At 65.1% G+C, this 20,776-nt stretch carries 21 protein-coding genes; 13 read left to right on the forward strand and 8 right to left on the reverse strand.

Going from position 1 to position 20,776, the window contains the following annotated elements:
• Nucleotides 1-146: 146 nt before the first annotated feature.
• The 5 genes from MOV75_RS06500 to MOV75_RS06520 all read left to right on the forward strand — a co-directional run bounded on the left by MOV75_RS06500 (nucleotide 147) and on the right by MOV75_RS06520 (nucleotide 4,946).
• Nucleotides 147-905, forward strand: coding sequence for an ATP-binding cassette domain-containing protein (locus tag MOV75_RS06500; RefSeq protein ID WP_246921214.1), 759 nt, complete (start codon nucleotides 147-149; stop codon nucleotides 903-905).
• A complete protein-coding gene (locus MOV75_RS06505) occupies nucleotides 905-1,987 on the forward strand; it encodes an ABC transporter permease (protein ID WP_246921217.1) in 1,083 nt (360 codons plus the stop codon). Before MOV75_RS06500 ends, MOV75_RS06505 begins: the two co-directional genes overlap by 1 nt.
• A gap of 93 nt (nucleotides 1,988-2,080) precedes the next feature.
• Nucleotides 2,081-3,013: a sugar-binding protein gene (locus tag MOV75_RS06510; protein WP_247005245.1), complete on the forward strand. Its 933-nt coding sequence runs from the start codon at nucleotides 2,081-2,083 to the stop codon at nucleotides 3,011-3,013.
• Between the two features lie 100 nt (nucleotides 3,014-3,113).
• Nucleotides 3,114-4,091: an aldo/keto reductase gene (locus MOV75_RS06515; protein WP_246921220.1), complete on the forward strand. Its 978-nt coding sequence runs from the start codon at nucleotides 3,114-3,116 to the stop codon at nucleotides 4,089-4,091.
• A 3-nt stretch (nucleotides 4,092-4,094) separates the two neighbouring features.
• A complete protein-coding gene (locus tag MOV75_RS06520) occupies nucleotides 4,095-4,946 on the forward strand; it encodes an amidohydrolase (RefSeq protein ID WP_246921223.1) in 852 nt (283 codons plus the stop codon).
• Nucleotides 4,947-5,150: 204 nt separating this feature from the next.
• Here the strand turns inward: MOV75_RS06520 and MOV75_RS06525 are convergent, their stop codons facing one another.
• Both MOV75_RS06525 and MOV75_RS06530 read right to left on the reverse strand, forming a co-directional pair.
• Nucleotides 5,151-6,380: an ABC transporter substrate-binding protein gene (locus MOV75_RS06525; RefSeq protein ID WP_246921225.1), complete on the reverse strand. Its 1,230-nt coding sequence runs from the start codon at nucleotides 6,378-6,380 to the stop codon at nucleotides 5,151-5,153.
• A 116-nt stretch (nucleotides 6,381-6,496) separates the two neighbouring features.
• Nucleotides 6,497-7,423 carry a class I SAM-dependent methyltransferase gene (locus MOV75_RS06530; protein WP_246921227.1) on the reverse strand — a complete coding sequence of 309 codons (927 nt, stop codon included), beginning with the start codon at nucleotides 7,421-7,423 and terminating at the stop codon, nucleotides 6,497-6,499.
• A gap of 132 nt (nucleotides 7,424-7,555) precedes the next feature.
• Between MOV75_RS06530 and MOV75_RS06535 the strand changes: the two genes are divergently transcribed.
• From MOV75_RS06535 to MOV75_RS06555, 5 genes are all read left to right on the forward strand, one after another.
• Nucleotides 7,556-8,593 (forward strand): ligase-associated DNA damage response exonuclease, encoded by a 1,038-nt coding sequence (locus MOV75_RS06535; protein ID WP_246921262.1) that lies wholly within the window; start codon nucleotides 7,556-7,558, stop codon nucleotides 8,591-8,593.
• The gene (locus MOV75_RS06540; protein ID WP_246921229.1) at nucleotides 8,590-10,467 is read left to right on the forward strand and encodes an ATP-dependent DNA ligase; all 1,878 of its coding nucleotides are present in this window, start codon (nucleotides 8,590-8,592) and stop codon (nucleotides 10,465-10,467) included. Before MOV75_RS06535 ends, MOV75_RS06540 begins: the two co-directional genes overlap by 4 nt.
• 205 nt (nucleotides 10,468-10,672) lie before the next feature.
• A complete protein-coding gene (locus MOV75_RS06545) occupies nucleotides 10,673-10,978 on the forward strand; it encodes a DUF6460 domain-containing protein (protein ID WP_246921231.1) in 306 nt (101 codons plus the stop codon).
• A gap of 22 nt (nucleotides 10,979-11,000) precedes the next feature.
• Nucleotides 11,001-11,735, forward strand: coding sequence for an MBL fold metallo-hydrolase (locus tag MOV75_RS06550; protein ID WP_246921233.1), 735 nt, complete (start codon nucleotides 11,001-11,003; stop codon nucleotides 11,733-11,735).
• Nucleotides 11,736-11,737: 2 nt separating this feature from the next.
• Complete coding sequence (locus MOV75_RS06555) at nucleotides 11,738-13,060, forward strand: MATE family efflux transporter (RefSeq protein WP_246921234.1); 1,323 nt, start codon at nucleotides 11,738-11,740, stop codon at nucleotides 13,058-13,060.
• A gap of 28 nt (nucleotides 13,061-13,088) precedes the next feature.
• Here MOV75_RS06555 and MOV75_RS06560 read toward each other — a convergent pair whose 3' ends face one another.
• Entirely contained in the window at nucleotides 13,089-14,186 is a 1,098-nt protein-coding gene (locus tag MOV75_RS06560) for a quinone-dependent dihydroorotate dehydrogenase (protein ID WP_246921236.1), read from the reverse strand.
• A complete protein-coding gene (locus MOV75_RS06565; RefSeq protein ID WP_246921239.1) occupies nucleotides 14,183-14,527 on the reverse strand; it encodes a DUF952 domain-containing protein in 345 nt (114 codons plus the stop codon). Before MOV75_RS06565 ends, MOV75_RS06560 begins: the two co-directional genes overlap by 4 nt.
• Before the next feature lie 293 nt (nucleotides 14,528-14,820).
• On the opposite strand from MOV75_RS06565, the gene MOV75_RS06570 reads away from it, so the two are divergent.
• Nucleotides 14,821-15,474, forward strand: coding sequence for a helix-turn-helix transcriptional regulator (locus MOV75_RS06570; RefSeq protein ID WP_246921242.1), 654 nt, complete (start codon nucleotides 14,821-14,823; stop codon nucleotides 15,472-15,474).
• A 51-nt stretch (nucleotides 15,475-15,525) separates the two neighbouring features.
• On the opposite strand, the gene MOV75_RS06575 is transcribed toward MOV75_RS06570, so the two are convergent.
• Nucleotides 15,526-16,017 (reverse strand): DUF3237 domain-containing protein, encoded by a 492-nt coding sequence (locus tag MOV75_RS06575; protein WP_246921246.1) that lies wholly within the window; start codon nucleotides 16,015-16,017, stop codon nucleotides 15,526-15,528.
• Between the two features lie 44 nt (nucleotides 16,018-16,061).
• On the reverse strand, nucleotides 16,062-16,520 hold the full coding sequence (locus MOV75_RS06580; RefSeq protein ID WP_246921249.1) for an ester cyclase: 459 nt from the start codon (nucleotides 16,518-16,520) through the stop codon (nucleotides 16,062-16,064).
• Nucleotides 16,521-16,613: 93 nt separating this feature from the next.
• Between MOV75_RS06580 and MOV75_RS06585 the strand changes: the two genes are divergently transcribed.
• The gene (locus MOV75_RS06585) at nucleotides 16,614-17,225 is read left to right on the forward strand and encodes a TetR/AcrR family transcriptional regulator (RefSeq protein ID WP_246921253.1); all 612 of its coding nucleotides are present in this window, start codon (nucleotides 16,614-16,616) and stop codon (nucleotides 17,223-17,225) included.
• 98 nt (nucleotides 17,226-17,323) lie between these two features.
• The gene (locus tag MOV75_RS06590) at nucleotides 17,324-18,076 is read left to right on the forward strand and encodes a carbonic anhydrase (protein ID WP_247005246.1); all 753 of its coding nucleotides are present in this window, start codon (nucleotides 17,324-17,326) and stop codon (nucleotides 18,074-18,076) included.
• 102 nt (nucleotides 18,077-18,178) lie between these two features.
• On the opposite strand, the gene MOV75_RS06595 is transcribed toward MOV75_RS06590, so the two are convergent.
• Together MOV75_RS06595 and MOV75_RS06600 are read right to left on the reverse strand one after the other, a co-directional pair.
• A complete protein-coding gene (locus MOV75_RS06595; protein WP_247005248.1) occupies nucleotides 18,179-19,822 on the reverse strand; it encodes a lysine--tRNA ligase in 1,644 nt (547 codons plus the stop codon).
• 153 nt (nucleotides 19,823-19,975) lie between these two features.
• Nucleotides 19,976-20,776: transporter substrate-binding domain-containing protein (locus MOV75_RS06600; RefSeq protein WP_247005247.1), on the reverse strand; the 801-nt coding region annotated here is incomplete at its 5' end.

The following is a 20,776-nucleotide window of genomic DNA, read 5'->3' on the forward strand; positions in this document are numbered from 1 at the left end:
AGGGCCGCGCCATTCTCGGAGGCCAGCGTTCGCTCGCCGATCTTGCCGACCGCGCGCTCGAGCCCGGGTTCGACCCGCAGCCGCGCTCAGGCCGGCAGGAATATCTGGAATCCCTGGTCAACCGTCATGTCTGAGGAAGCCCGCTGATGGCAAATGCTGACGCGACACCGGTCCTCGAGCTGACCGGCATCGGCAAGGAGTTCGGCGCGATCCGCGCGCTGCATGACGTCGACCTGCAGGTCTTCCCGGGCGAAGTGGTCGGCCTGATGGGCGACAACGGTGCGGGCAAGTCGACGTTGGTCAAGATCATCGCCGGCAATTTCCGTCCCAGCCACGGAGAGATCCGCTTTGCGGGCAACGCGGTCCATTTCAGCCGGCCCATCGATGCCCGCGCCGTCGGCATCGAGGTCGTCTACCAGGACCTCGCGCTATCGGACAATCTCACGGCGGCGGCCAACGTGTTCCTCGGCCGCGAGCTCAAGCGCAAATTCGGCCCCATTGCCCTGCTCGATCACAAGGCGATGGCGGCGCGCGCGCTGGAGCTGTTCGGCGAGCTGCGCTCGGAGACGCGCCCCGACGACCTCGTCAAGCAGATGTCGGGCGGCCAGCGCCAGGCGGTCGCGATCGCGCGGACGCGGCTCTCCAATGCGCGGCTGGTGATGATGGACGAGCCGACCGCTGCGATCTCGGTGCGCCAGGTCGAGCAGGTGCTTGGCCTGATTCACCGGCTGAAGGAGCAGGGCGTCGCGGTGATGTTGATCTCGCACCGCATGCCCGATGTCTTCGCGGTGTGCGATCGTGTCGTCGTCATGCGCCGCGGCGAGAAGCGGGCCGACAAGGCGATCCACCAGACCTCCCCTGAGGAGATCACCGCTCTCATCACCGGCGCGAAGGAGGCGGCGTGATGGCCATGCCCATGGAATCCCCGATCACCTTCTCCAATGTCGGCAAGATCAGATGGTGGCAGCGCGGCATCTTCGCCTCCCAGACCGGTTACGTTCTGCTCGCGCTGGCGGTGCTGCTGGTGATCATGCATTTCGCCAGCCCGTATTTTTTTACCGAAGGCAACATACAGAACGTGGCGAAGAATTTTTCATTCATCGCCATTGCAACCCTCGGCGTCACCTTCGTCATCATCACCGGCGGCATCGATCTCTCTGTGGGATCGATGATGTGCTTCTCCGCCATGATCACCTCGATGGTGATGACCGAGCTGTCGGCGCCTGGCTCGCCCGCCGGCGCCTTGTTCGTGCACATGGCGGCCGACGGCAAGACGGTGCTGGCCAACGTGCCCGGCCTGATTCTGCTGGTCTCCATCCTCGCCGGGCTCGGCGTCGCGCTGATCGCCGGGCTCGTCAACGGCTTCTGCATCGCGGTGCTCGGCCTGTCGCCCTTCGTCACCACGCTCGGCATGCTCTCGATCGTGCGCGGGCTCGGCTATGTCGTCTCCAACGGCCGTGGCAGCTTTCCCGGCGGGCCCGATGCCGATCGCTTCTACGCGCTCACCTCGGGTGACGTGCTCGGCCTGCCCGTGCCTTTCATTTATCTGGTGATCCTCGCGCTGGCGATGGCCGTGGTGCTGCACCATACCTCGTTCGGGCGCCACGTCTTCGCGCTCGGCGGCAACGAGAAGGCGGCCGAACTCACCGGCATCCCGGTCGTGCGGGTAAAGATCGAGGTGTATGTGATCTGCGCGCTCGCCGCAGGCCTGCAGGGCATCATCATCTCCGGCTGGCTGGGGTCGGCGCCGGCCAATATGGCGACGTCCTACGAGCTCAACGTGATCGCGGCGGCGGTGATCGGCGGCGCAAATCTCGCCGGCGGCATCGGCGGCCCGCTCGGGGCCATCGTCGGCTGCGTGCTGCTGGAAGTGATCCGCAACGGTCTCGTGCTGGCGCAGGTCTCCTCCTACTGGCAGCAGACGTTGGTGGGCGTGATCATCATCCTGGCCGTGCTGGTCGACCGCATCCGCTCGCGGATGACCTGAAATGACGTCGCTTCGGGAAGACAACGATAACACTGCCTGTCCGCTTCCCGGGCGTTTCGAGAGGACGGGCACCAAACAAGGGTGGAGGAGACAATGAGGAAACTGCTTCTTGCCGGTATCGCGGTGGCGATGATGGCGACGCCGGCATTCGCCGCGAACTACCGCTTCGTGATCGTGCCCAAGGCGATGAACAATCCGTTCTTCGATTTTGCGCGCGACGGCTGCCTGAAGCGCGCCAAGGAGCTCGGCAACATCGAGTGCATCTATAAGGGACCGGTCGAGCACGAGCCGGCGACGCAGGCCCAGATCATCCAGGACTTCGTCACCCAGAAGGTCGATGGTCTCGCCATTTCGGTCGCCGACGTCGCGGCCATGACCAAGTCGATCGAGGCGGCGACGGCCGCCGGCATCCCCGTCATCACCTTCGATGCCGATGCGCCCGGCTCCAAGCGGATCGCCTATATCGGCACCAACAACAAGGAGTTCGGCGTCGCGCTCGGCAAGGAATTGCTGAAGATGCGGCCCGACGGCGGTAAATACGCCATGGTCTCGGGCGGCCCCGGCGCCAAGAACCTCGCCGAGCGGGTCGATGGCGTGCGCGAGGCGTTGAAGGGCTCGAAATGGACCGAGGTTGCGGGCTCACCAACATTCTGCAACGACGATCCCGCGCTCGCGGTGCAGCAGATGACGGATATGCGCACCGCAACGCCTGATCTCGCCGCGATCGTTCCCATCGGCGGCTGGCCGATGTTCGCCCCGGAGGGCTTCAAGGCCTTTGCCTCCAGGAACAAGAAGGACATCGATGCCGGCAAGTTCACGCTTGTCGTCGCCGATACGCTGAAGATGCAGCTCGAGCTGCTGCGCGACGGCTATGCCAATGCATTGGTCGGCCAGCGTCCGTTCGAGATGGGTGAAAAAGCGATGGACACGCTGCTTGCCATCAAGAAGGGCGAGAAGGTGCCCGAGATCGTCTACACCGGCCTCGATCTCGTGACAAAGGACAACGTCGCGCAGATGTTAAAGTAGGAGCGCTGCCAGCCCCGCGCTCCTGCGTGCCTCCCCCGCTTGCGGTTTCCGCGAGCGGGGGAGATGATATTTGTATCGTTGGAATTGGAAGGCAATGGGAATGAAACGGTCGCGGCTCGGCTCGCTCGACGTCACCTCAATCGGTCTCGGTTCCGCCCCGCTCGGCGGATTGTTCAGCCCGGTCAGCGATGCCGATGCGGACGCGACGATCGCGCGTGCCTGGTCGCTCGGGGTGCGTCTCTTCGATACCGCGCCGCTCTATGGCTTTGGCCTCGCGGAACGGCGTCTCGGCGCCTTCCTGCGGCAACAGAAGCGCGACTCCTATGCCATCTCGACCAAGGTCGGCCGCCTGCTGCGCGCCCCCCATGGTGGCGCTGCCGAGGACGAGCACTACAAAGGCACATCCCTCGAGCGCCCAGTGTTCGATTTCAGTTATGACGGCGTGATGCGCTCGGTGGAGGAAAGCCTCGCTCGCCTCGGGCTCGACCGCGTCGACGTCCTCTTGGTGCACGATCCCGACGATCACTATGACGAGGCCGTCACCGGCGCCTTCCGCGCGCTGCAGCGGCTGCGAGAAGACGGGACCGTTAAGGCGATCGGCGCCGGCATGAACCAGTCGGAGATGTTGACGCGTTTTGCCGAGGCCGTGCCGGTCGACTGCTTCCTGCTCGCCGGTCGCTACACGTTGCTCGACCAGGGCGCGCTGGATGCGCTGTTTCCGGTCTGTACGGCCAAGAGCATCGGCATTCTGCTCGGGGGCATCTACAACAGCGGCATCCTGGCCAATCCGCACACGAGCGCGAAGTTCAACTATCAGGACGCCGATGCGTCGCTGGTTGCGCGGGCGCTGGAGCTCGACGCGCTCTGCCGCAAGCATGGCACCGAGCTGAAAGCCGCCGCGCTCCAGTTCTGCATGGCTCATCCCGCGGTGACGGTCGCGGTGATGGGCGCGCGCAATGCCGGCGAGGTCGCCGACAACATCGCAATGTCGGAGACGGCGGTGCCGGCGGCCTTCTGGCAGGAGCTGCGTGCGCGAAACCTCGTCGATGCGCGCGCGCCGCTGCCGGGTGGGGCGTAAGCCATGATCATCGACGCCCATCAACATTTCTGGGATCCTGCGCGCGCCGACTATCCCTGGATGGACGCGCCCGAACTGACGCCGATCCGCCGCGCGTTCAGTCCGGCCGACCTCGCGCCGCTGCTGAAGGCGAATAGCATCGACGCCAGCATCGTCGTGCAATGCCGCTCCGCGCTGGAGGAGACCGAGGAGTTTTTGCGCATCGCGCATGCCACGCCGTCAGTGATTGGCGTCGTCGGCTGGGCAGACCTGACCGACGGCGCGCTCGACGACACGCTCGACCGGCTGCGCGGCCTGCCGGGCGGGGAAAAGCTCGTCGGCATCCGCCACCAGGTGCATGACGAGGCCGATCCCGATTGGTTGCTGCGCGAGGACGTCCAGCGCGGTCTCACCGCTGTGTTCGCGCATGATCTCGCCTACGATTTCCTGGTCCGCACCCGCGAGCTGCCCGCCGCCATCGCAACCGCACAGGCCTTTCCGCAAGCTCGCTTCGTGCTCGACCATGCGGCCAAGCCGCCGATCGCCGACGGCGGCAGCGCCGAATGGTCCGATCGCATCAAAGCGCTCGGGATGTGCGACAATGTCTGGTGCAAGATCTCAGGGCTCGCGACCGAGGCGGTCTGGAACGACTGGGATGCGGAACGGCTGTTCCCGTTCGTTGCGCACGTCGCAAATTGTTTTGGCGAGGACAGGCTGATCTTCGGCTCGGACTGGCCGGTGTGCCTGCTTGCGGGAAGCTACGGCGAGATCAAGAGCGCGCTGGAGGCCTGCCTGGCGAAGCTTGGCCCGCAGTTGCGGGACAACGCTTTTGGTGTGAATGCGGCGCGGGCGTATCGGCTGGCGATCGCGACCTAAAGCGCTCCGCTGCGGGTTGTTGACCTCTCCCGCTTGCGGGAGAGGTCGGCGCGTCCGGGCGATGCGAAGCATGGTCCCGCGCGCCGGGTGAGGGCTTTCTCCTCTAGGGGATTGTCCCCAGCGCGGAGACACCCTCTCCCCGACCGTCTCCCGCAAGCGGGAGAGGGAGCACACACAGCGGGCAGGTGGCGAGAAGCCCTAGCCCTATTCCGACATCGGCTTGTCGGAAATATCCCAGTCCTTGCCGCTGAAGGTGGAGATGAACAGCGTCTTCATCGGCGTGTAGTCCTCGGGCGTGTAGTCGTAGGTTACGCCGTCGAGGAAGTAGGGCGAGTGGAAGCCTTTGAGGTTCGAGGCCTGCTTCAGCACGTTGGCGCGGGTGAGATCGTCGCCGCAGCGGCGCAGAATCTCGCCCATGCTGACGGCCTGGCCGTAGCCGGCGAAGGCGATGGTGTTGTCGGGGTCGATCGCCGGCGTGTATTTCTTGCGCAACTCCTCGAACGCCATCACGTCCGGGTCTTTCTCCCATTTCGGCAGGCCGACCTCTTTGTTGTAGCGGATCGCGACGATGCCGGTGGCGTTCTCGAGCCCCGCGGCATTGAGGATCGAGCGGCCGGTCGAGCCGGCGGAGAGAAGCTGCAGCGGCTTCCAGCCGAGCTCGGCCACTTTACGGATCGACTGCGACGAGGCCTTGCCGGTGGAGATGTTGTAGAAGACGTCGGCGCCCGACTTGGAGAGATTGATGAGCTGGGAATCGACGGTCGGCTCGGTGAGATCATAGGTTTGCTCCATGATCACCTGCGCGGTACCGCCGGCATCGGCCAGCACCTTCTTGAACGGCCCCAGGAAGTCGCGGCCGAAATCGTCATTCTGATAGAGAATGCCGATCTTCGCGTTCGGCTTCACGCTCACGACGTGCCGCGCGAGAATGCGCGCTTCGGTCGGATAGAGCGGCAGGCCCGCCATCGTCCATTTGAACTCTTTCGGGTTGTTCCACTTCGACGCGCCGGTGTTGAGCAGCAGTTGCGGCACGCCCTTGGAGTTCAGGTACTTGTGCACGGCGGTCTGGGGCGCGGTGCCGAGCGAGCCGTACAGCGCGAGCACCTCTTCCTGCTCGACCAGGCGCCGCGTCGCCTCGACGCATTTCGGCGCGCTGTAGGCATCGTCCATGGTGAGAAACTTGACCTTGCGCCCGTTGATGCCGCCCTTCTCGTTCAGCATCTGGAAATAGGCCTCGCCGATGCGGCCGAGCACGCCGTAGAGCGAGCCGGGGCCGGAATGCGGCACGGTCTGCCCGATCTTGATCTCGGTGTCGCTGGCGCCCGCATCATATTTCTTGTCCGCGGCCCAGACGTAGGGCGCGGGCAAGGTGGATGCGGCGATGGTGGCAAGCGCGGCGGCGCTGAAATCGCGCCGCGATGGATTCTTTGTCATTATTTGTTTCTCCCTGGTGCGCTCATTGTGCTGGCTCCGACCAGTACGTCGCAAGTGGGAAGTCGCAACTTTGCGACGCAATGACGCTTAAACTGTAGGGCGACTAGCGCCTAGACTCAAGTTTTCTCGGCGACGACGACGAGGCCGCGCACGGGCTCGTTGTTCTCGATGCGCGGCGAGGCGGGCTCCAGCGTCAACAGCTTCAGACCCGCTTTGGCGAGGGCGCCGCGCACATATTCCGCCGAGTGGGCATAACGCAGGCCTTCGCCGAGAACGACGCCGCTGCCGTCGAACGTCTCCACCGTGAAGGCGAGGACGCCGCCTGATACGAGCACGCGCCTGGCTTCGTTGAGGACCGGCGCCAGATCGGAAAGATAGACGAACGCATCTGCGGCGACGACGAGGTTCGCGCTGATTTCTGCCTTGGCCCGCAGGCCTTCGATCATGTCGGCGACTTCGAGCTCGGCATAGAGGTTGGTGGCGCGCGCCTGCTTGATCATGCCGGGCGACAGATCGATGCCGATGAAATGGTCGACCTGCTTGGCAAACGCGGCTGCCGCAAGGCCGGTGCCGCAGCCGAGGTCGATGGTGCGCTTGAAGTAAGCCGGCTTCCTGGCGGCGACCCGTGCGGCCACCACCGCCTTGAAGATCAGGCTGGGCGCGCGGTAGCCGAGATCGTTGATCAGCGTATGCTCGAAGCGCGGCGCGTATTGGTCGAACAGTGCCTCCACATAGGCCTTGGGCATCTCCGCCATCTCTGCATCGCCGAGCCGCATCAGATGCAGGCCGGCGCCGTGCTGATCGCCAGGGTCGGATCGACGCGCCTCTCGAAACGCCGCGATCGCCTTGGCGCGCTCGCCGAGCTGCTGACGGATTTCGCCAAGCGTGAACCAGGCCGATGTGAAGTCAGGCGCGAGCTCGAGCGCCTGCTCCAGGAGGTCCGCGGCTGCGGGCAGATCGCCCTTGAGCTGGAGGTCGCGCGCGAACTCGAAGCGGCGGTCGGCCATGAGATCGCCGGAGGACTGGAATAGGCGCAGGGGCATTGGGAACCAGTTGTCATTGCCGAGCTTGACCCGGCAATCCATCAAAAAAGGCACTGTTTAAGTGGATGGATGCGCGGGTCAAGCCCGCGCATGACGGCTTAATTTGGAATGGCTCCTTCCTATATGACCACGATGCGTCCCCAAGACATCCTGCTGCCAGTTGCTGCCGGCCTGTGCTGCAAGCCCGGCGGCTTCCATATCGATCCTGTCCGGCCCGTGGAGCGGGCCGTGATCACCCACGGCCATTCCGACCATGCCCGTGCCGGCCACGGCGCGGTGCTGGCGACGCAGGAAACGCTGGACATGATGCGGCTGCGCTATGGCGAGGACTTTGCCGGATCGACGCAAACCATCCGCTACGGTGAGGAGATCCGGCTCGGCGACGTCCGCGTGAAATTTCACCCGGCCGGCCACGTGCTTGGGTCGGCGCAGGTCGCCGTGACCTGCAAGGATACCTGCATCGTCGCCTCCGGCGACTACAAGGACGCGCCGGACCCGACCTGCACGCCATTCGAGCTGGTGCCCTGCGACGTCTTCATCACCGAGGCCACCTTCGGCCTGCCGGTGTTCCGGCATGGCGACGCGGCCGATGAGGTCAAGAAGCTGCTCGCCTCCGTCGCGTTGTTTCCCGAGCGCGCGCATCTCGTCGGCGCCTATTCGCTCGGCAAGGCGCAGCGCGTGATCGCGCTGCTGCGCCAGGCCGGCTATGAGGCGCCGATCTATCTGCATGGCGCGATGGAGAAGATCACCGGATATTACCAGAGCCGCGGCATAGCGCTCGGCGAGCTCAGGCCGGTGAAGGGCGTCAAGAAGGCCGCGCTCGCCGGCACCATCACGCTGGCACCTCCCTCAGCGACATCAGATCTCTGGACGCGGCGCTTTCCCGACCCCGTCACCGCGTTCGCCTCGGGATGGATGCGCGTGCGCGCCCGGGCGCGGCAGAGGGGCATCGAGCTGCCGCTGGTGATCTCCGACCACGCCGATTGGGATGGTCTCACCGCCACCATCGGTGCGACCGGCGCGGGCGAGATCTGGGTCACGCACGGCCAGGAAGACGCGCTGGTGCATTGGTGCCGAAGCAAAGGCCTGAAAGCGCAGCCGCTCGATCTCGTCGGTTATGGCGACGAGGAGGAGAGCGAGACGCCGATCGCTGACGAGGCCGAAGCATGAACCGCTTCGCCGAACTTCTGGACCGCCTCGCTTATGAACCCGGCCGCAACAACAAGCTGCGGCTGATCACCGGCTATTTTCGTGAGGTCGGCGATCCCGACCGCGGCTACGCGCTGGCCGCGCTCACCGGCGCGCTCAGCTTCAAGCATGCCAAGCCGGCGCTGATCCGCGATCTCATTGCGTCGCGCACGGATGAGGTGCTGTTCGGACTGTCCTACGACTATGTCGGCGATCTCTCGGAGACGGTGGCGCTGATGTGGCCGCGGCGTCGCGCAAGTATCGACGAATCTTTTCCGGGCTACCCCTCTCCCCAACCCTCCCCCACAAGGGGGGAGGGAGCGCAGTTGCGCGCGCGGCGACAGGCGGGTTCGACGACTGAGAGTGATCTGGCGAGTGATGGACGCATGGACCTCTCCGTTCCCTCCCCCCTTGTGGGGGAGGGGCAGGGAGGGGGGTACCGAGGGCGAGATGCCGGCGATGCGGCCTATCCGAGCAACCACAACAACCCGCCGCCCCCATCGCTCAGCGAGGTCGTCACCACGCTGCGGACGCTCGGCAAGACCGAGCTGCCCAAGCAGCTCGAGCGCTGGCTCGACGAGCTCGATGAGACCGGCCGCTGGGCACTGCTGAAGCTCGTCACTGGCGCGCTGCGTATCGGCATCTCGGCGCGGCTGGCAAAAACCGCGGCGGCCGCGCTCGGCGACAAGGACCCGCATGAGGTCGAGCTGATCTGGCCGGGGCTTGCGCCGCCTTATCTCGACCTGTTCGCCTGGCTGGAAGGCCGCGCCGAGAAGCCGGTCAATCGCGATCCCGCGCCGTTCCGGCCCGTGATGTTGGCGCATGCGATCGAGGACACGGATTTTGCCGCGCTCGATCCCGCCGACTACATCGCCGAATGGAAATGGGACGGCATCCGGGTGCAGGCGGTGGCCGGGCGGGACGAGCACGGCCACGTCACGGCGCGGCTCTATTCGCGCACCGGCGAGGACATCACGGGAAGCTTTCCCGACCTCGTGCCGTCGCTGCGCCTGCCGGGTGCGATCGACGGCGAGCTCTTGATCCTGCGTGAGGGCCGCGTGCAGAGCTTCAACGTCCTGCAACAGCGGCTCAACCGCAAGGTCGTCTCGCCGAAGCTGATCAAGGGGTTTCCGATCCATCTGCGCGCCTATGATTTGCTCGGCGATGACGAGAACGATCTGCGCGAGCTGCCGTTCGCGGAGCGGCGCGAGCGGCTGGAGACCTTCATTGGGACGCTCGGCGATCCCCGCATCGATCTGTCGCCCACCGTGCCTTTCACGAGCTGGGAGGCGCTCACCGCCGCCCGCGCCGATCCGGCAAGCGCAGGCGCTGGTGAGGATGCGGACGCCGTCGAGGGCGTGATGCTGAAGCGGCGCGATGCGCCCTATCTTCCAGGGCGGCCGAAGGGGCAGTGGTGGAAGTGGAAGCGCGATCCGCACATCATCGATGCCGTGCTGATGTATGCGCAGCGCGGTCACGGCAAGCGCTCGTCCTATTATTCTGATTACACTTTCGGCGTCTGGACCGCGGGCGAGGGCGGCGACGAGCTGGTGCCGGTCGGCAAGGCCTATTTCGGCTTCACCGACGAGGAGCTGCTCCAGATCGATCGCTTCGTCCGCCGCAACACCACGGAGAAATTCGGCCCCGTTCGCCATGTCGTGCACGAGCCGGACCAGGGTCTGGTGCTGGAGGTGGCGTTCGAGGGCTTGCAGCGCTCGCCGCGGCACAAGTCCGGAGTCGCCATGCGCTTTCCCCGCATCAGCCGCCTGCGCTGGGACAAGCCGCCCAAGGAGGCGGACAGGTTGGAGACGCTGGAGCGGATGCTGAAGGCGGAGCCGGCTGAGGTGGAGGTGTGAGGTATCGATCTCGCCTCGGTGGCGGTGCGCTACCTCTCCCGCTTGCGGGAGAGGTGAGGGAGCCCGCGGCCGGCAGCTTGCCCAAATCAAAGCCCGGCGCGCCTGCCCGAATTAAACTCCCGTAACCCGATTGACGCACCGATCCGGGTTCCCCATGTCCCTCGCCGTGCCCTATAATGGGGTCGAATCCCCTGAGGAGTTTGAGATGGTCCAAGACGTCAGAGATTTGCCGGCCGGCCGCAACGACGGGCTGAACCGCTTTCTCGGCGGCTCGCCGCTGGCGGTCGCGTTTCGCCTGGTCCTGCTCTCGATCCTGGTCGGCGTCGTGCTGGCGACGATCGGCTTCGATCCCTGGAACATCCTCACCAGCATCCGCCTGCTGTTCCAGCGTCTGTGGGATCTCGGCTTCGATACTATCAACTGGCTGTGGCGCTACTTCCTGCTCGGCGCGGTCATCGTGATCCCGATCTGGCTGCTCTCGCGCGTGTTCGGCGCGCCGCGCGGCCGCTGACCGGCAAGGAGTTACGCAGCCGATGCAACTACGCTTTGTCGGCTGCGGCGACGCCTTTGGCTCCGGCGGCAGGCTCAACACCTGCTTCCACGTCTCGGGGCGCGAAGCCAACTTCCTGATCGATTGCGGCGCGTCGGCCCTGCCGGCGCTGAAGCGGCTCGAGATCGATCGCAACGAGATTGATCTGATCCTGATCACGCATTTCCACGGCGACCATTTCGGCGGGTTGCCGTTTGTCCTGCTCGACGCCCAATTTTCGCGGCGGACGCGGCCGCTGACCATCGCGGGACCGCAAGGCATCGAGACACGGCTTAACCAGGTGATGGAGGCGCTGTTCGAGCATTCCTCGAAGACCAAACGGCGTTTCGAGCTCGAGGTCGTGGAGCTCGCGCCCGAGCAAAGCAAAACCTTCGGCGCGGTGAGAGTGACGCCCTATCCGGTGGTGCACGGCGAATCCGGTGGTCCCTTCCTCGCCTACCGCATTGAGGCCGAGGGCCGCACGCTCGCCTACAGCGCCGATACCGAATGGACGGACACGCTCATTCCGCTGGCGCACGGCACCGACCTTTTCATCGCCGAAGCCTATATGTACGAGAAGGTGGTCAAGAACCATCTCAGCCTGAAGACCTTGGAGCAGCATCTGCCCGCGATCGGCACCAAGCGGCTCGTCCTCACCCATATGAGCGACGACATGCTGTCGTGCCTCGAAGCTCTGCCCCATATGGCGGCCGAGGACGGCATGGTCGTCGTGTTCTGACCGTGCACGCGCCCGTCCATCCCAAAGTCGGCACACGTGAAGTGTTCGCCATCGCAGGTCCCGCGATGGTCGCGAACCTGACCACGCCGCTGATCGGCATCGTCTCGACCACGGCGATCGGCCGTCTCGACGATGCCGCGCTGCTCGGCGGCGTCGCGATGGCCTCGGTGATCTTCGACTGCCTGTTCTGGCTGTTCGGCTTCCTGCGGATGAGCACGCTCGCCTTCACCGCGCAATCGCTGGGCGCGGGTGACACGCGTGAGCCGACCGCGATCCTGGCGCGCGGTTTCATAGTCGCCGGCCTAATCGGCGCGGCGCTGATCGTGCTGCAACTGCCGCTGGCCGCATTGCTGTTCGATTTCATGGGCGGTAGCGAGGGTGTGACATGGGCCGCGAAGACCTACTTCAAGGTCCGGATCTGGTCGTCGCCGTTCGCGCTCGCCAATTACGTCATCCTCGGCTGGCTGATCGGCCAGGCCCGCGCCAATTCGGCCTTGATGCTTCAGGTCGTCATCAACCTCGTCAACATGGCGGCGACGATCCTGCTGGTGCTGGTCTACGACACCGGCATCGCCGGTGCCGCGATCGCCGCGCTGTTGTCGGAAGCGGTCGGGTTCGCTCTCGGCGTGATCGTTTGCCGCCATTATGCCGACGGCTTCGGCGTGCCGTATGCGACGCTGCTCGACCGGCAGAAGCTGTTGCGGTTGCTGGCGGTGAACACCGACATCCTGATCCGCACTGCGGCGCTGATCGCCGTGTTCCTGTTCTTCACCGCCAAGGGCGCGCAGGCCGGCGACGTCACGCTGGCGGCCAACTCCGTGCTCAACAACTTCCTGCTGATCAGCGCTTTCTTCCTCGACGGTCTCGCCAACGCGGCGCAGCAGCTCTGCGGTCGCGCCGTTGGCGCGCGCGACGCAAAAGGCTTTGCGGATTCGACCCGGCTGGTGCTGCTGTGGGGGCTCGGCTTCGCGCTGGTGGTGTCGGGGCTGTTCGCGCTGTTCGGGCCGCGCCTGATCGATTTCATGACGGCGAGTGACGAGGTCCGCCGCGCCGCGCGCGAATTCCTGCCGTTCGTCGTGCTCGCGCCGATCCCCGGCGTGTTCGCCTTCGGCTTCGACGGCATCTATATCGGCGCGACCTGGGCGCGCGAGATGCGCAATCTGATGCTGGCTTCGCTGCTGATCTTCCTCGCCGCCTGGTGGGCGCTGCAATCGCTCGGCAATGCCGGACTGTGGTGCGCGCTGATGGCCTCCTACCTCTCGCGCGGCGGCCTGCAGGCCGCACGCTATCCGACGCAGTTCAGGGCGACGTTCTCGAAAGCATAGAAGACCGCGAGCGGGGAGAGGCGAAGAACTACATCCCGGGCCAGTCTTCGGCCGTGAGTGTCGCAGCATCGGCGCCGACGATCTCGGACAGGGAATCCCGGCCGGTGCGGAGCAGCGTCGAGGTGAGGTCGCGCTTGATCTCGTCGACGAGACCGAGGCCCTTGTAGACCAGCGACGAATAGAGCTGGATCAGGCTGGCGCCGGCGCGGATCTTCGTCAGCGCGGCACCGCCGGAATCCACGCCGCCGACGCCGATCAGCGGGAATGCACCCTCGACACGCACATAGGTCTCCGCGACCATCCGCGTTGACAGGCGGAACAGCGGCCGGCCGGACAAGCCGCCTTGCTCCTTGGCGCGCATTTCCTCCCGCAGCGTGCTCGGCCGCGCGATCGTGGTGTTCGACACGATCATGCCGTCGACCCGGCGCGAGCGCGCGACCTGCACGACGTCGTCGAGCTGGGCAAGACTCAAATCAGGCGCGATCTTGAGCAGCACCGGCGTGTCGCCGGCCTTCTGGCGCACCCGCTCGCGGGCATCGATCACGCGCGCGAGGAGATCGTCGAGCAGCGCGCCTTCCTGCAGATTGCGCAGGCCGGGCGTGTTCGGCGAGGAGACATTGACGGTGAAATAGCTCGCGACCGGCGCAAAGGTCTCGATCAGCTTGACGTAGTCGGCGACCCGGTCCGGCGAATCCTTGTTGGCGCCGACATTGACGCCGACGATGCCGCCGTGCTGCGCGCGCGCGGCGAGCCGGCGCAACGCGACATCCGCGCCGTCATTGTTGAAACCCATGCGGTTGATGATCGCTTCGTCGCGCTCGAGCCGGAACAGCCGCGGCCGCGGATTGCCAACTTGCGGCTTCGGCGTCACCGAGCCGATCTCGACGAAGCCGAAGCCGAGCCGCAGCAACGCGTCCGGCACCTCGGCGCTCTTGTCGAAGCCCGCGGCCATGCCGATCGGATTGGGAAAGTTGAGCCCGAAGGCGCGCATCGCGAGCTTGGGATCATCAGTGCGTGGCTTGACCGGCGGCAGGAAGCGCAGGCCCTGGATCGCGAGGCGATGCGCGTCTTCCGGATCGAGCCAGCGCAGCACCGGCAGCGAAAAGGCGTCGAAAGCGCGGATCACGGCAACAGCTCCGGAGTGTCGTGGCCGCCGTCGGAGCGTATGTTGAGGTTCATCACCGACAGCACCGCGCCGAGATCGAGCTCGCCATAGAGATGTGGAAACAGCTCCTCATTGCGCGAACGTTCCCAGCGCAATTCGCTGCCGAGCGCGTCGCCGTCGACCTCGACCAGGAACAGCGCGCGCTGGCCGAAATAGTGCTTGCGGAGGGTCTCGGGAACCTGGGCCGCGGTCGAAAAATGGATGAACCCGTCGCGCGCATCGTCCGCGCTGCCCCGGTAGACACCCTGCCGTTCCGCCTCGCGCCAGGCCGAGGCCGGACAGATTTTGTAGATCTTGACCACCGCTACCGCAGCCCTGTTTGCTCTTTGAGTCTTTTGGGTTTTTTCGTCTCTCGTGGGTCTTCGAAACCCGGGCGCGACCGTAAAGGCCGCCCCTTCCGAACTCAAGGCTTAGAGCCTATTCCGTTCCGATGAAATCGGAACGAGGCTCCAAATTTCTGTTTTGACGCGGTTTCTGGACACGAACCGGTGTCCGTCTTGGTTGAAAGCGCCTCTCCCGCCGCCTCTTGCGCGAAAACCGGAAAACCGGTTGATTTGAGGACAGTTTTCCTGAGTTGCGACGGGCTGGACCTTCCATGGTCAGACAGGCCAAAGCGCAGAGGATGCTGACTCACGACCAGATCTGGGTCGCGCTGGATCGGCTGGCGGAGCGCGCCGGTCTGTCGCCATCCGGCCTTGCCAAGCGCGCCGGGCTCGATCCCACCACTTTCAACAGGTCGAAGCGCGTCACCTCTGACGGCCGCGAGCGCTGGCCCTCGACCGAATCGATCGCAAAGGCGCTGGCGGCGGCCGGCGCCTCGATCGACAGTTTTGCGAGGTTGATCGACGATGAGGCTCGCGACGGTCGCTCGGTACCGCTGCTCCGCTTCGCGCTGGCCGGCGCGAGCGGCGCTTTCGACGAGTCCGGCCTTCCCGCCGGTAAGGGCTGGACCGAAATCGCGCTTCCCACCGCCGAGGACGGCCACGCCTTTGCGCTGGAGATTTCCGGCGATGCGCTCCAGCCTGCCTATCGCGACGGCGACATCATTCTGGTCTCGCCCGGCACGCCGATCCGCAAGGGCGATCGCGTCGTGGTGAAGACGAGGACGGACGAGGTGACGATCGCGACGCTGAAGCGCCGCACCGCGAAGGCACTGGAGCTTTTGCCGCTCGATGCGTCGCAAGTGACACGGACAATCTCGGTGAGCGAGGTCGCCTGGATGGCGCGGATCGTCTGGGCGAGCCAGTGATTGCGGAGATAGTTACGGTCACGGGGCTCCCGTTTGAACCGACAGGCGGCTTCACAGCACTTCGAAAATCTTATAGGCGACGGCGCCTTCGACGAGATAGCCCTTGCCGACGCAGACGATGTCGTTGAGCCAGGCATAGGTTTGCGAGCCGGTTTCGAACAGCGGATTAGTGCGGAAGTAATATCCGGCGGGATCGACCTTGGTGCGTCGCGCCGGATCCGCCATCTCGGCGCGCAAACCCGGCGGCGTCACCCAGCGGCCGCCATAGGTCATGTAGATCAGTTCGCCGTCATGAGTGCGCAGCGACAGGCGGACATCGAGTGTCATGGCGCCGTCGGCGCGAAACAATGCCCAGTCGCCGCCGCCCCGCAGCACCTCGCCGCGCAAGCGCGGGCCTTCGAACGAGCCCTTGGCTGCGCCGAACAGCACGCGCTGCCCGACAGGCCCCGCGCCGAAATTGAGGCGCGGATCGAGATCGACGACGATGTCGAAGAGATGCCGGGTCGCAAGGTCACCGGCGGACTTCACGCGTGGATCGGCCATGGTCTGACGCTCCCTGGTGTCGTGGACGGAAGGGTGTGGGCGGTCTAGGCCGCCTGCACGGTGTCGCCAAACAGCTTGCGCCTGACCGCATCGATCGAGACGCCGGATTGGGCGCAGAGCTCGGAGAGATCGAAGACGAAGCGCTCATGCGCGATTCTGTCGTCACGAAAGGCAAAGGTGATGAACACCGGCAGCTCGGCCCGGCGGCCGTTCGGCACGACGCCGAAGCGATCGCCCGTCATCGTCATCCGCGCGGAGCCCCAGCAGACCAGCGTGCCGTCGGAGCAGGCGTGGCCATCGAGCGTCACGTGATAGTCCGGGAAGGACTTGAAGAAGCGCGTCAGGATGCGCTCGTTGTCCGCGAGGCCCCGCACCCGGCTGCCGAAGGCCGGCGTCTCCAGCACCATATCCGGATGCAGAACCTCCAGGGCCGCAGCGACATCCTGCCGGCTCTTCGCGATCGCCAGCCTTTCCGCCAGCTCGAACATGCGTTTGCCGTCCATTGCTCGCCTCATGACATTCTACGTGTTTTATACATACATCATGTATGTTATATGCGGTTTGATACCTGCGCGTCAAGCATTAGGTTACGCGCGATGCGGGCGAAGGATCCTCCGAAGAGTCGTCGGGAAGAGTACAGCGAGGCCACGAGGCAGGCACTGCTCGATGCCGGCCGCGAAGCGTTTGCGGTCCACGGATTTCAGGCGGCCGGCATGGAGGCGATCTCGCGGGCGGCGCGGGTCACGCGCGGCGCGTTCTACCATCACTTCGAGGACAAGAAGGCGCTGTTCGACGCCGTGGTGGTCGCCATGCAGCGCGAGGCCGCCGCCAGAATCGAGGCCGCGGCAAGGGGCGAGCGCAAGATCTGGGATCGTCTCAGCGCCGGCATCGACGCCTATCTCGATGCCTGCGAAGAGCCGGACTATGCGCGCATCGTCATCCAGGAAGCGCAAGCCGTGCTCGGCGAGCCGCGCTATCGCGAGATAGAGGAGACCTATCCGACCGCCCTGCTGATCGCGACGCTGCGAGCCCTGAAGCGCGATGGCGAATTGAACGCGGACGATGTCGATCTGCTGAGCCGGATGATCGACGCCATGATCTGCAAGATCGGGCTGCTGCTCCCGCACGCGGACGATTCCAGGAAGCTGCGCAGAAACGGACAGAAGATCGTCGCGGCCGTGCTGGAGACATTCCGCCAGAAGGCGTGAACCCTCGCGATCGCCCCCGGTCGCCATTGCGACTCACCGGCCCTCTCGCATAGGTTGCGGCCGATATTACCGCTCCAGCTTTATCTTAGGGGAATACGATGAATCGCCGTCACGCATTGAAGGCCCTGGCGGGTCTTGCGCTTTGTCCGCTCTGCAAGCCGGCCTTCGCCGCCGAGGGTGCGCATTGGAGCTATGAGGGCGCCGGTGCTCCGGCCAAATGGGGCGATCTCGACGTGGCCAACAAGGCCTGCGCGGTCGGCCTGCAGCAATCGCCGATCGACATCGAGGCGACCGTCAAGTCGCAATTGCCTGCGCTGAAGCTGAACTGGGGCAAGAGCGCCGACACCATCGTCAACAACGGGCATACGATCCAGCTCAACTTCGCCGAGGGCAGCACGCTCATGCTGGGCAACGTCCAGTACAAGCTGCTTCAGGTGCACTTCCACCGGCCGAGCGAGCACATGATCGGCGGCAAGAATTTTCCGATGGAGGCGCATTTCGTTCATCGCAACGAGGCCGGCGGCCTCGCCGTGGTCGGCGTGCTGATGGCCGAGGGCAGGCCTAACGCGGCCTTCGGCAAGATCGTCAAGACCATGCCGGCAGCGGAAGGGCCCGCGGTGAAGGCGGATGCGGGCATCGATCCCCACGCCATGCTGCCGCAGCGGCTCAGCTATTTCCGCTATCCCGGCTCACTGACGACGCCGCCCTGCTCGGAGGTGGTCGAATGGCTGCTGCTGACCGACCCGATTCAGGTCTCGGCCACGGATATCGCCGCCTTCGCAAAGCTCTATCCGATGAACGCGCGCCCGGTGCAGAAGGATAACCGGCGTTACGTGCTAAGGTCGATCTGAGCGGGAAGTCTCGTAGCCCGGATGAGCGCAGCGACATCCGGGACCTCTGTTGAGGCATCCCGGATATCGCTTCGCTCATCCGGGCTACGCATTTCTGCTGGTTTATGCACTCCGCGCCAGCGCGCCATCGATCATGTTTACCGCGTTCTGCACGCCGTACACCGCGACGAAGGAGCCGAAGCGCGGCCCCTTCTCCTGGCCGAGCAGGACCTGGTAGAGCATGTTGAACCAGTCCAGCGTGACGCCGGGACGGCCGTCCTTGCCCTTCTTGACCTGATCGAGGAACGGCTCGCGGCGACCGATCTCGTAGACGACGTTCTGGATATCCTCGGCCGAAGCCTCTTGCGCAAGCTGTGACAGCGCATCGCGCAGATCCTGCAACGCGGCACGCTCGGTGTCGGTCGGCACGCGGAACTGCTTCGTCGGCGCGACGAAGTCTCGGTAGTAATTGATGGCATAGCCGACCATCGCATCCAGCTTCGGATGCGTCTGCGGGCTCACGCCCGGGCGATAGCGGCCGATGAAACCCCACAGCGTCTCGGCATTTTCCGCGTTCGACGACGACACCAGTGTCAGCAGAAGCTGGAAGGTGACCGGCATATCGAACTTCGGCGGATGGCCGGTGTGGATGTGCCAGACCGGATTGCCGAGCTGCTGCTTGCCGTCCTGCCTGGCGAAGCCGTCGATGAACTGCTGATAGTCGTCGACGTTGCGCGGGATGACGTCGAAATACAGCCGCTTGGCCGCCTTCGGCTCGCGATACATGAACAGCGACAGCGATTCCGGCGAGGCGTAGCGCAGCCATTCGTCGATGGTGAGGCCGTTGCCCTTTGACTTCGAGATCTTCTGGCCCTTCTCGTCGAGGAAGAGCTCGTAGTTGAAACCTTCGGGCGGCGTGGCGCCGAGCGCCTTCGCGATGGCGCCGGACAGCTTCACGGAATCAATCAGGTCCTTGCCGGCCATCTCGTAGTCGACGCCGAGCGCGACCCAGCGCATCGCCCAGTCGGCCTTCCATTGGCACTTCACATTACCCCCGGTGACGGGCGTTTCGACTTCCTGGTTCGTATCGGGGTCGACATAGGTCACCGTGCCGGCCGCGACGTCGCGGCGGATCATCGGCACCTGCAGCACGATTCCGGTGGTCTTGCTGATGGGGAGGAACGGCGAATAGGTGGCGCGGCGATCGGGACCGAGCGTCGGCAGGATGATCGCCATCACCTTGTCGTAGGCGGCCAGCATCTTCAGCAGTGTCGCGTCGAAGCGGCCTGATGTGTAATAGTCGGTCGAGCTCGCGAACTCGTAGTCGAAGCCGAAATGATCGAGGAAGGCGCGCAGCCGCCCATTGTTGTGCGCGCCGAACGACGGATATTCGTTGGAGAACGGATCCGGCACCCGCGTCAGCGGCTTGCCGAGATGCGCGGCCAGCATCTCCTTGTTGGGCACGTTGTCGGGCACCTTCCGAAACCCGTCCATGTCGTCGGAGAAGGCGAGCAGGCGCGTCTTGATCTTGTCCTCGGTCAGCACGCGGAACGCGTGCCGCACCATCGAGGTGCGCGCGACCTCGCCGAACGTGCCGATATGCGGCAGGCCCGACGGCCCGTAGCCGGTCTCGAACAGCACCTCGTCCTTCGGGCTCTTCTTCAGCCGCGCGACAATGGCCTTCGCCTGCTCGAACGGCCAGGCGTTGGATTGTTCGGCGAGCGCACGCAGATCGCTCGGGCTCATGCTGGGATCGATAACGGACATCAAGTAGGGCCTCCGGGCCGCGGAAAATAGCGATTTCCGGGCAGAATGCAAAAATCGTCTCGATCGTCATTCCGGGGCGATGCGCCAGCATCGAACCCGGAATCTCGAGATTCCGGGTTCGCGCTTCGCGCGCCCCGGAATGACGATCGATGGTTAGAACGGGCTCACCGAAAAATACCGCAGCCACAGATCGGTGTAGCGGCCTTTTTCCCAGACGCGGAACAGCGCCCAGTTCAGGGCCTGCCGCAGCACGTCGTTGCCCTTGCGCACGGCGATGCCGATGCCTTCGCCGAAGAAGCGGCTCTCGACGAAGGGGCCGCCGGAGAAGGCGCAGCAATCGCCGGAATCGGTGCCGTTGATCCAGAACGCAAGCGAGATGGCGTCGCCGAAGATGAAATCGACCTCGCCCTTGCGCAAGGCGGCGCGCATCGCGTCGTCGTTGGGATAGGGATGCAGCTCGGCGTCGGTGAACATGGCCTTGAGATAAGCCTCGTGCGCGGAGCCGGCGATGACGCCGACCTTCTTGCCCTCGAGATATTCGGGCCGGATCTCCGGCATCACCGCGTCCTTGCGCGAGGCGAAGCGCGCCGGCACCCGGTAGTAGGGATCGGTGAAGTCGACCCGGGCGCGTAGCTGCGGGCTCACCGCCATCGAGGCGATGATGGCATCGCCGCGGTTGGAGGAGAGCGCATCGACCAGCGTCTCGAAGCGGCGCATCTGCACCGTGCAAGTGACCTTGATCTCCTCGCACAGGCTGCGGGCGAGATCGACGTTGAAGCCGGCCGGGTTGCCGTCGGCGCCGGTGTAGTTGAACGGCGGATAGTCGGTTTCGGTCAGGAAGCGGATCACGGTCAGACGCGACAGGTCCGGCCGTTCCGGTCGCCGGCGCGGATCCCAGAAGCCGGGTACGGCCTGCGGGGCAGCCTGGGGCGCGACCTGCGGCGTGGCCTGAGG

The sequence above is a fragment of the Bradyrhizobium sp. PRIMUS42 genome (assembly GCF_023006515.1).
Taxonomy (GTDB): domain Bacteria; phylum Pseudomonadota; class Alphaproteobacteria; order Rhizobiales; family Xanthobacteraceae; genus Bradyrhizobium.

What these genes read in the sequence shown, in the direction of transcription:
- MOV75_RS06500 (WP_246921214.1), top strand. Translation starts at nt 147, where the DNA reads ATGGCAAATGCTGACGCGACACCGGTCCTCGAGCTGACCGGCATCGGC.
- MOV75_RS06505 (WP_246921217.1), top strand. Translation starts at nt 905, where the DNA reads ATGGCCATGCCCATGGAATCCCCGATCACCTTCTCCAATGTCGGCAAG.
- MOV75_RS06510 (WP_247005245.1), top strand. Translation starts at nt 2,081, where the DNA reads ATGAGGAAACTGCTTCTTGCCGGTATCGCGGTGGCGATGATGGCGACG.
- MOV75_RS06515 (WP_246921220.1), top strand. Translation starts at nt 3,114, where the DNA reads ATGAAACGGTCGCGGCTCGGCTCGCTCGACGTCACCTCAATCGGTCTC.
- MOV75_RS06520 (WP_246921223.1), top strand. Translation starts at nt 4,095, where the DNA reads ATGATCATCGACGCCCATCAACATTTCTGGGATCCTGCGCGCGCCGAC.
- MOV75_RS06525 (WP_246921225.1), bottom strand. Translation starts at nt 6,380, where the DNA reads ATGACAAAGAATCCATCGCGGCGCGATTTCAGCGCCGCCGCGCTTGCC.
- MOV75_RS06530 (WP_246921227.1), bottom strand. Translation starts at nt 7,423, where the DNA reads ATGCCCCTGCGCCTATTCCAGTCCTCCGGCGATCTCATGGCCGACCGC.
- MOV75_RS06535 (WP_246921262.1), top strand. Translation starts at nt 7,556, where the DNA reads ATGCGTCCCCAAGACATCCTGCTGCCAGTTGCTGCCGGCCTGTGCTGC.
- MOV75_RS06540 (WP_246921229.1), top strand. Translation starts at nt 8,590, where the DNA reads ATGAACCGCTTCGCCGAACTTCTGGACCGCCTCGCTTATGAACCCGGC.
- MOV75_RS06545 (WP_246921231.1), top strand. Translation starts at nt 10,673, where the DNA reads ATGGTCCAAGACGTCAGAGATTTGCCGGCCGGCCGCAACGACGGGCTG.
- MOV75_RS06550 (WP_246921233.1), top strand. Translation starts at nt 11,001, where the DNA reads ATGCAACTACGCTTTGTCGGCTGCGGCGACGCCTTTGGCTCCGGCGGC.
- MOV75_RS06570 (WP_246921242.1), top strand. Translation starts at nt 14,821, where the DNA reads ATGGTCAGACAGGCCAAAGCGCAGAGGATGCTGACTCACGACCAGATC.
- MOV75_RS06575 (WP_246921246.1), bottom strand. Translation starts at nt 16,017, where the DNA reads ATGGCCGATCCACGCGTGAAGTCCGCCGGTGACCTTGCGACCCGGCAT.
- MOV75_RS06580 (WP_246921249.1), bottom strand. Translation starts at nt 16,520, where the DNA reads ATGGACGGCAAACGCATGTTCGAGCTGGCGGAAAGGCTGGCGATCGCG.
- MOV75_RS06585 (WP_246921253.1), top strand. Translation starts at nt 16,614, where the DNA reads ATGCGGGCGAAGGATCCTCCGAAGAGTCGTCGGGAAGAGTACAGCGAG.
- MOV75_RS06590 (WP_247005246.1), top strand. Translation starts at nt 17,324, where the DNA reads ATGAATCGCCGTCACGCATTGAAGGCCCTGGCGGGTCTTGCGCTTTGT.
- MOV75_RS06595 (WP_247005248.1), bottom strand. Translation starts at nt 19,822, where the DNA reads ATGTCCGTTATCGATCCCAGCATGAGCCCGAGCGATCTGCGTGCGCTC.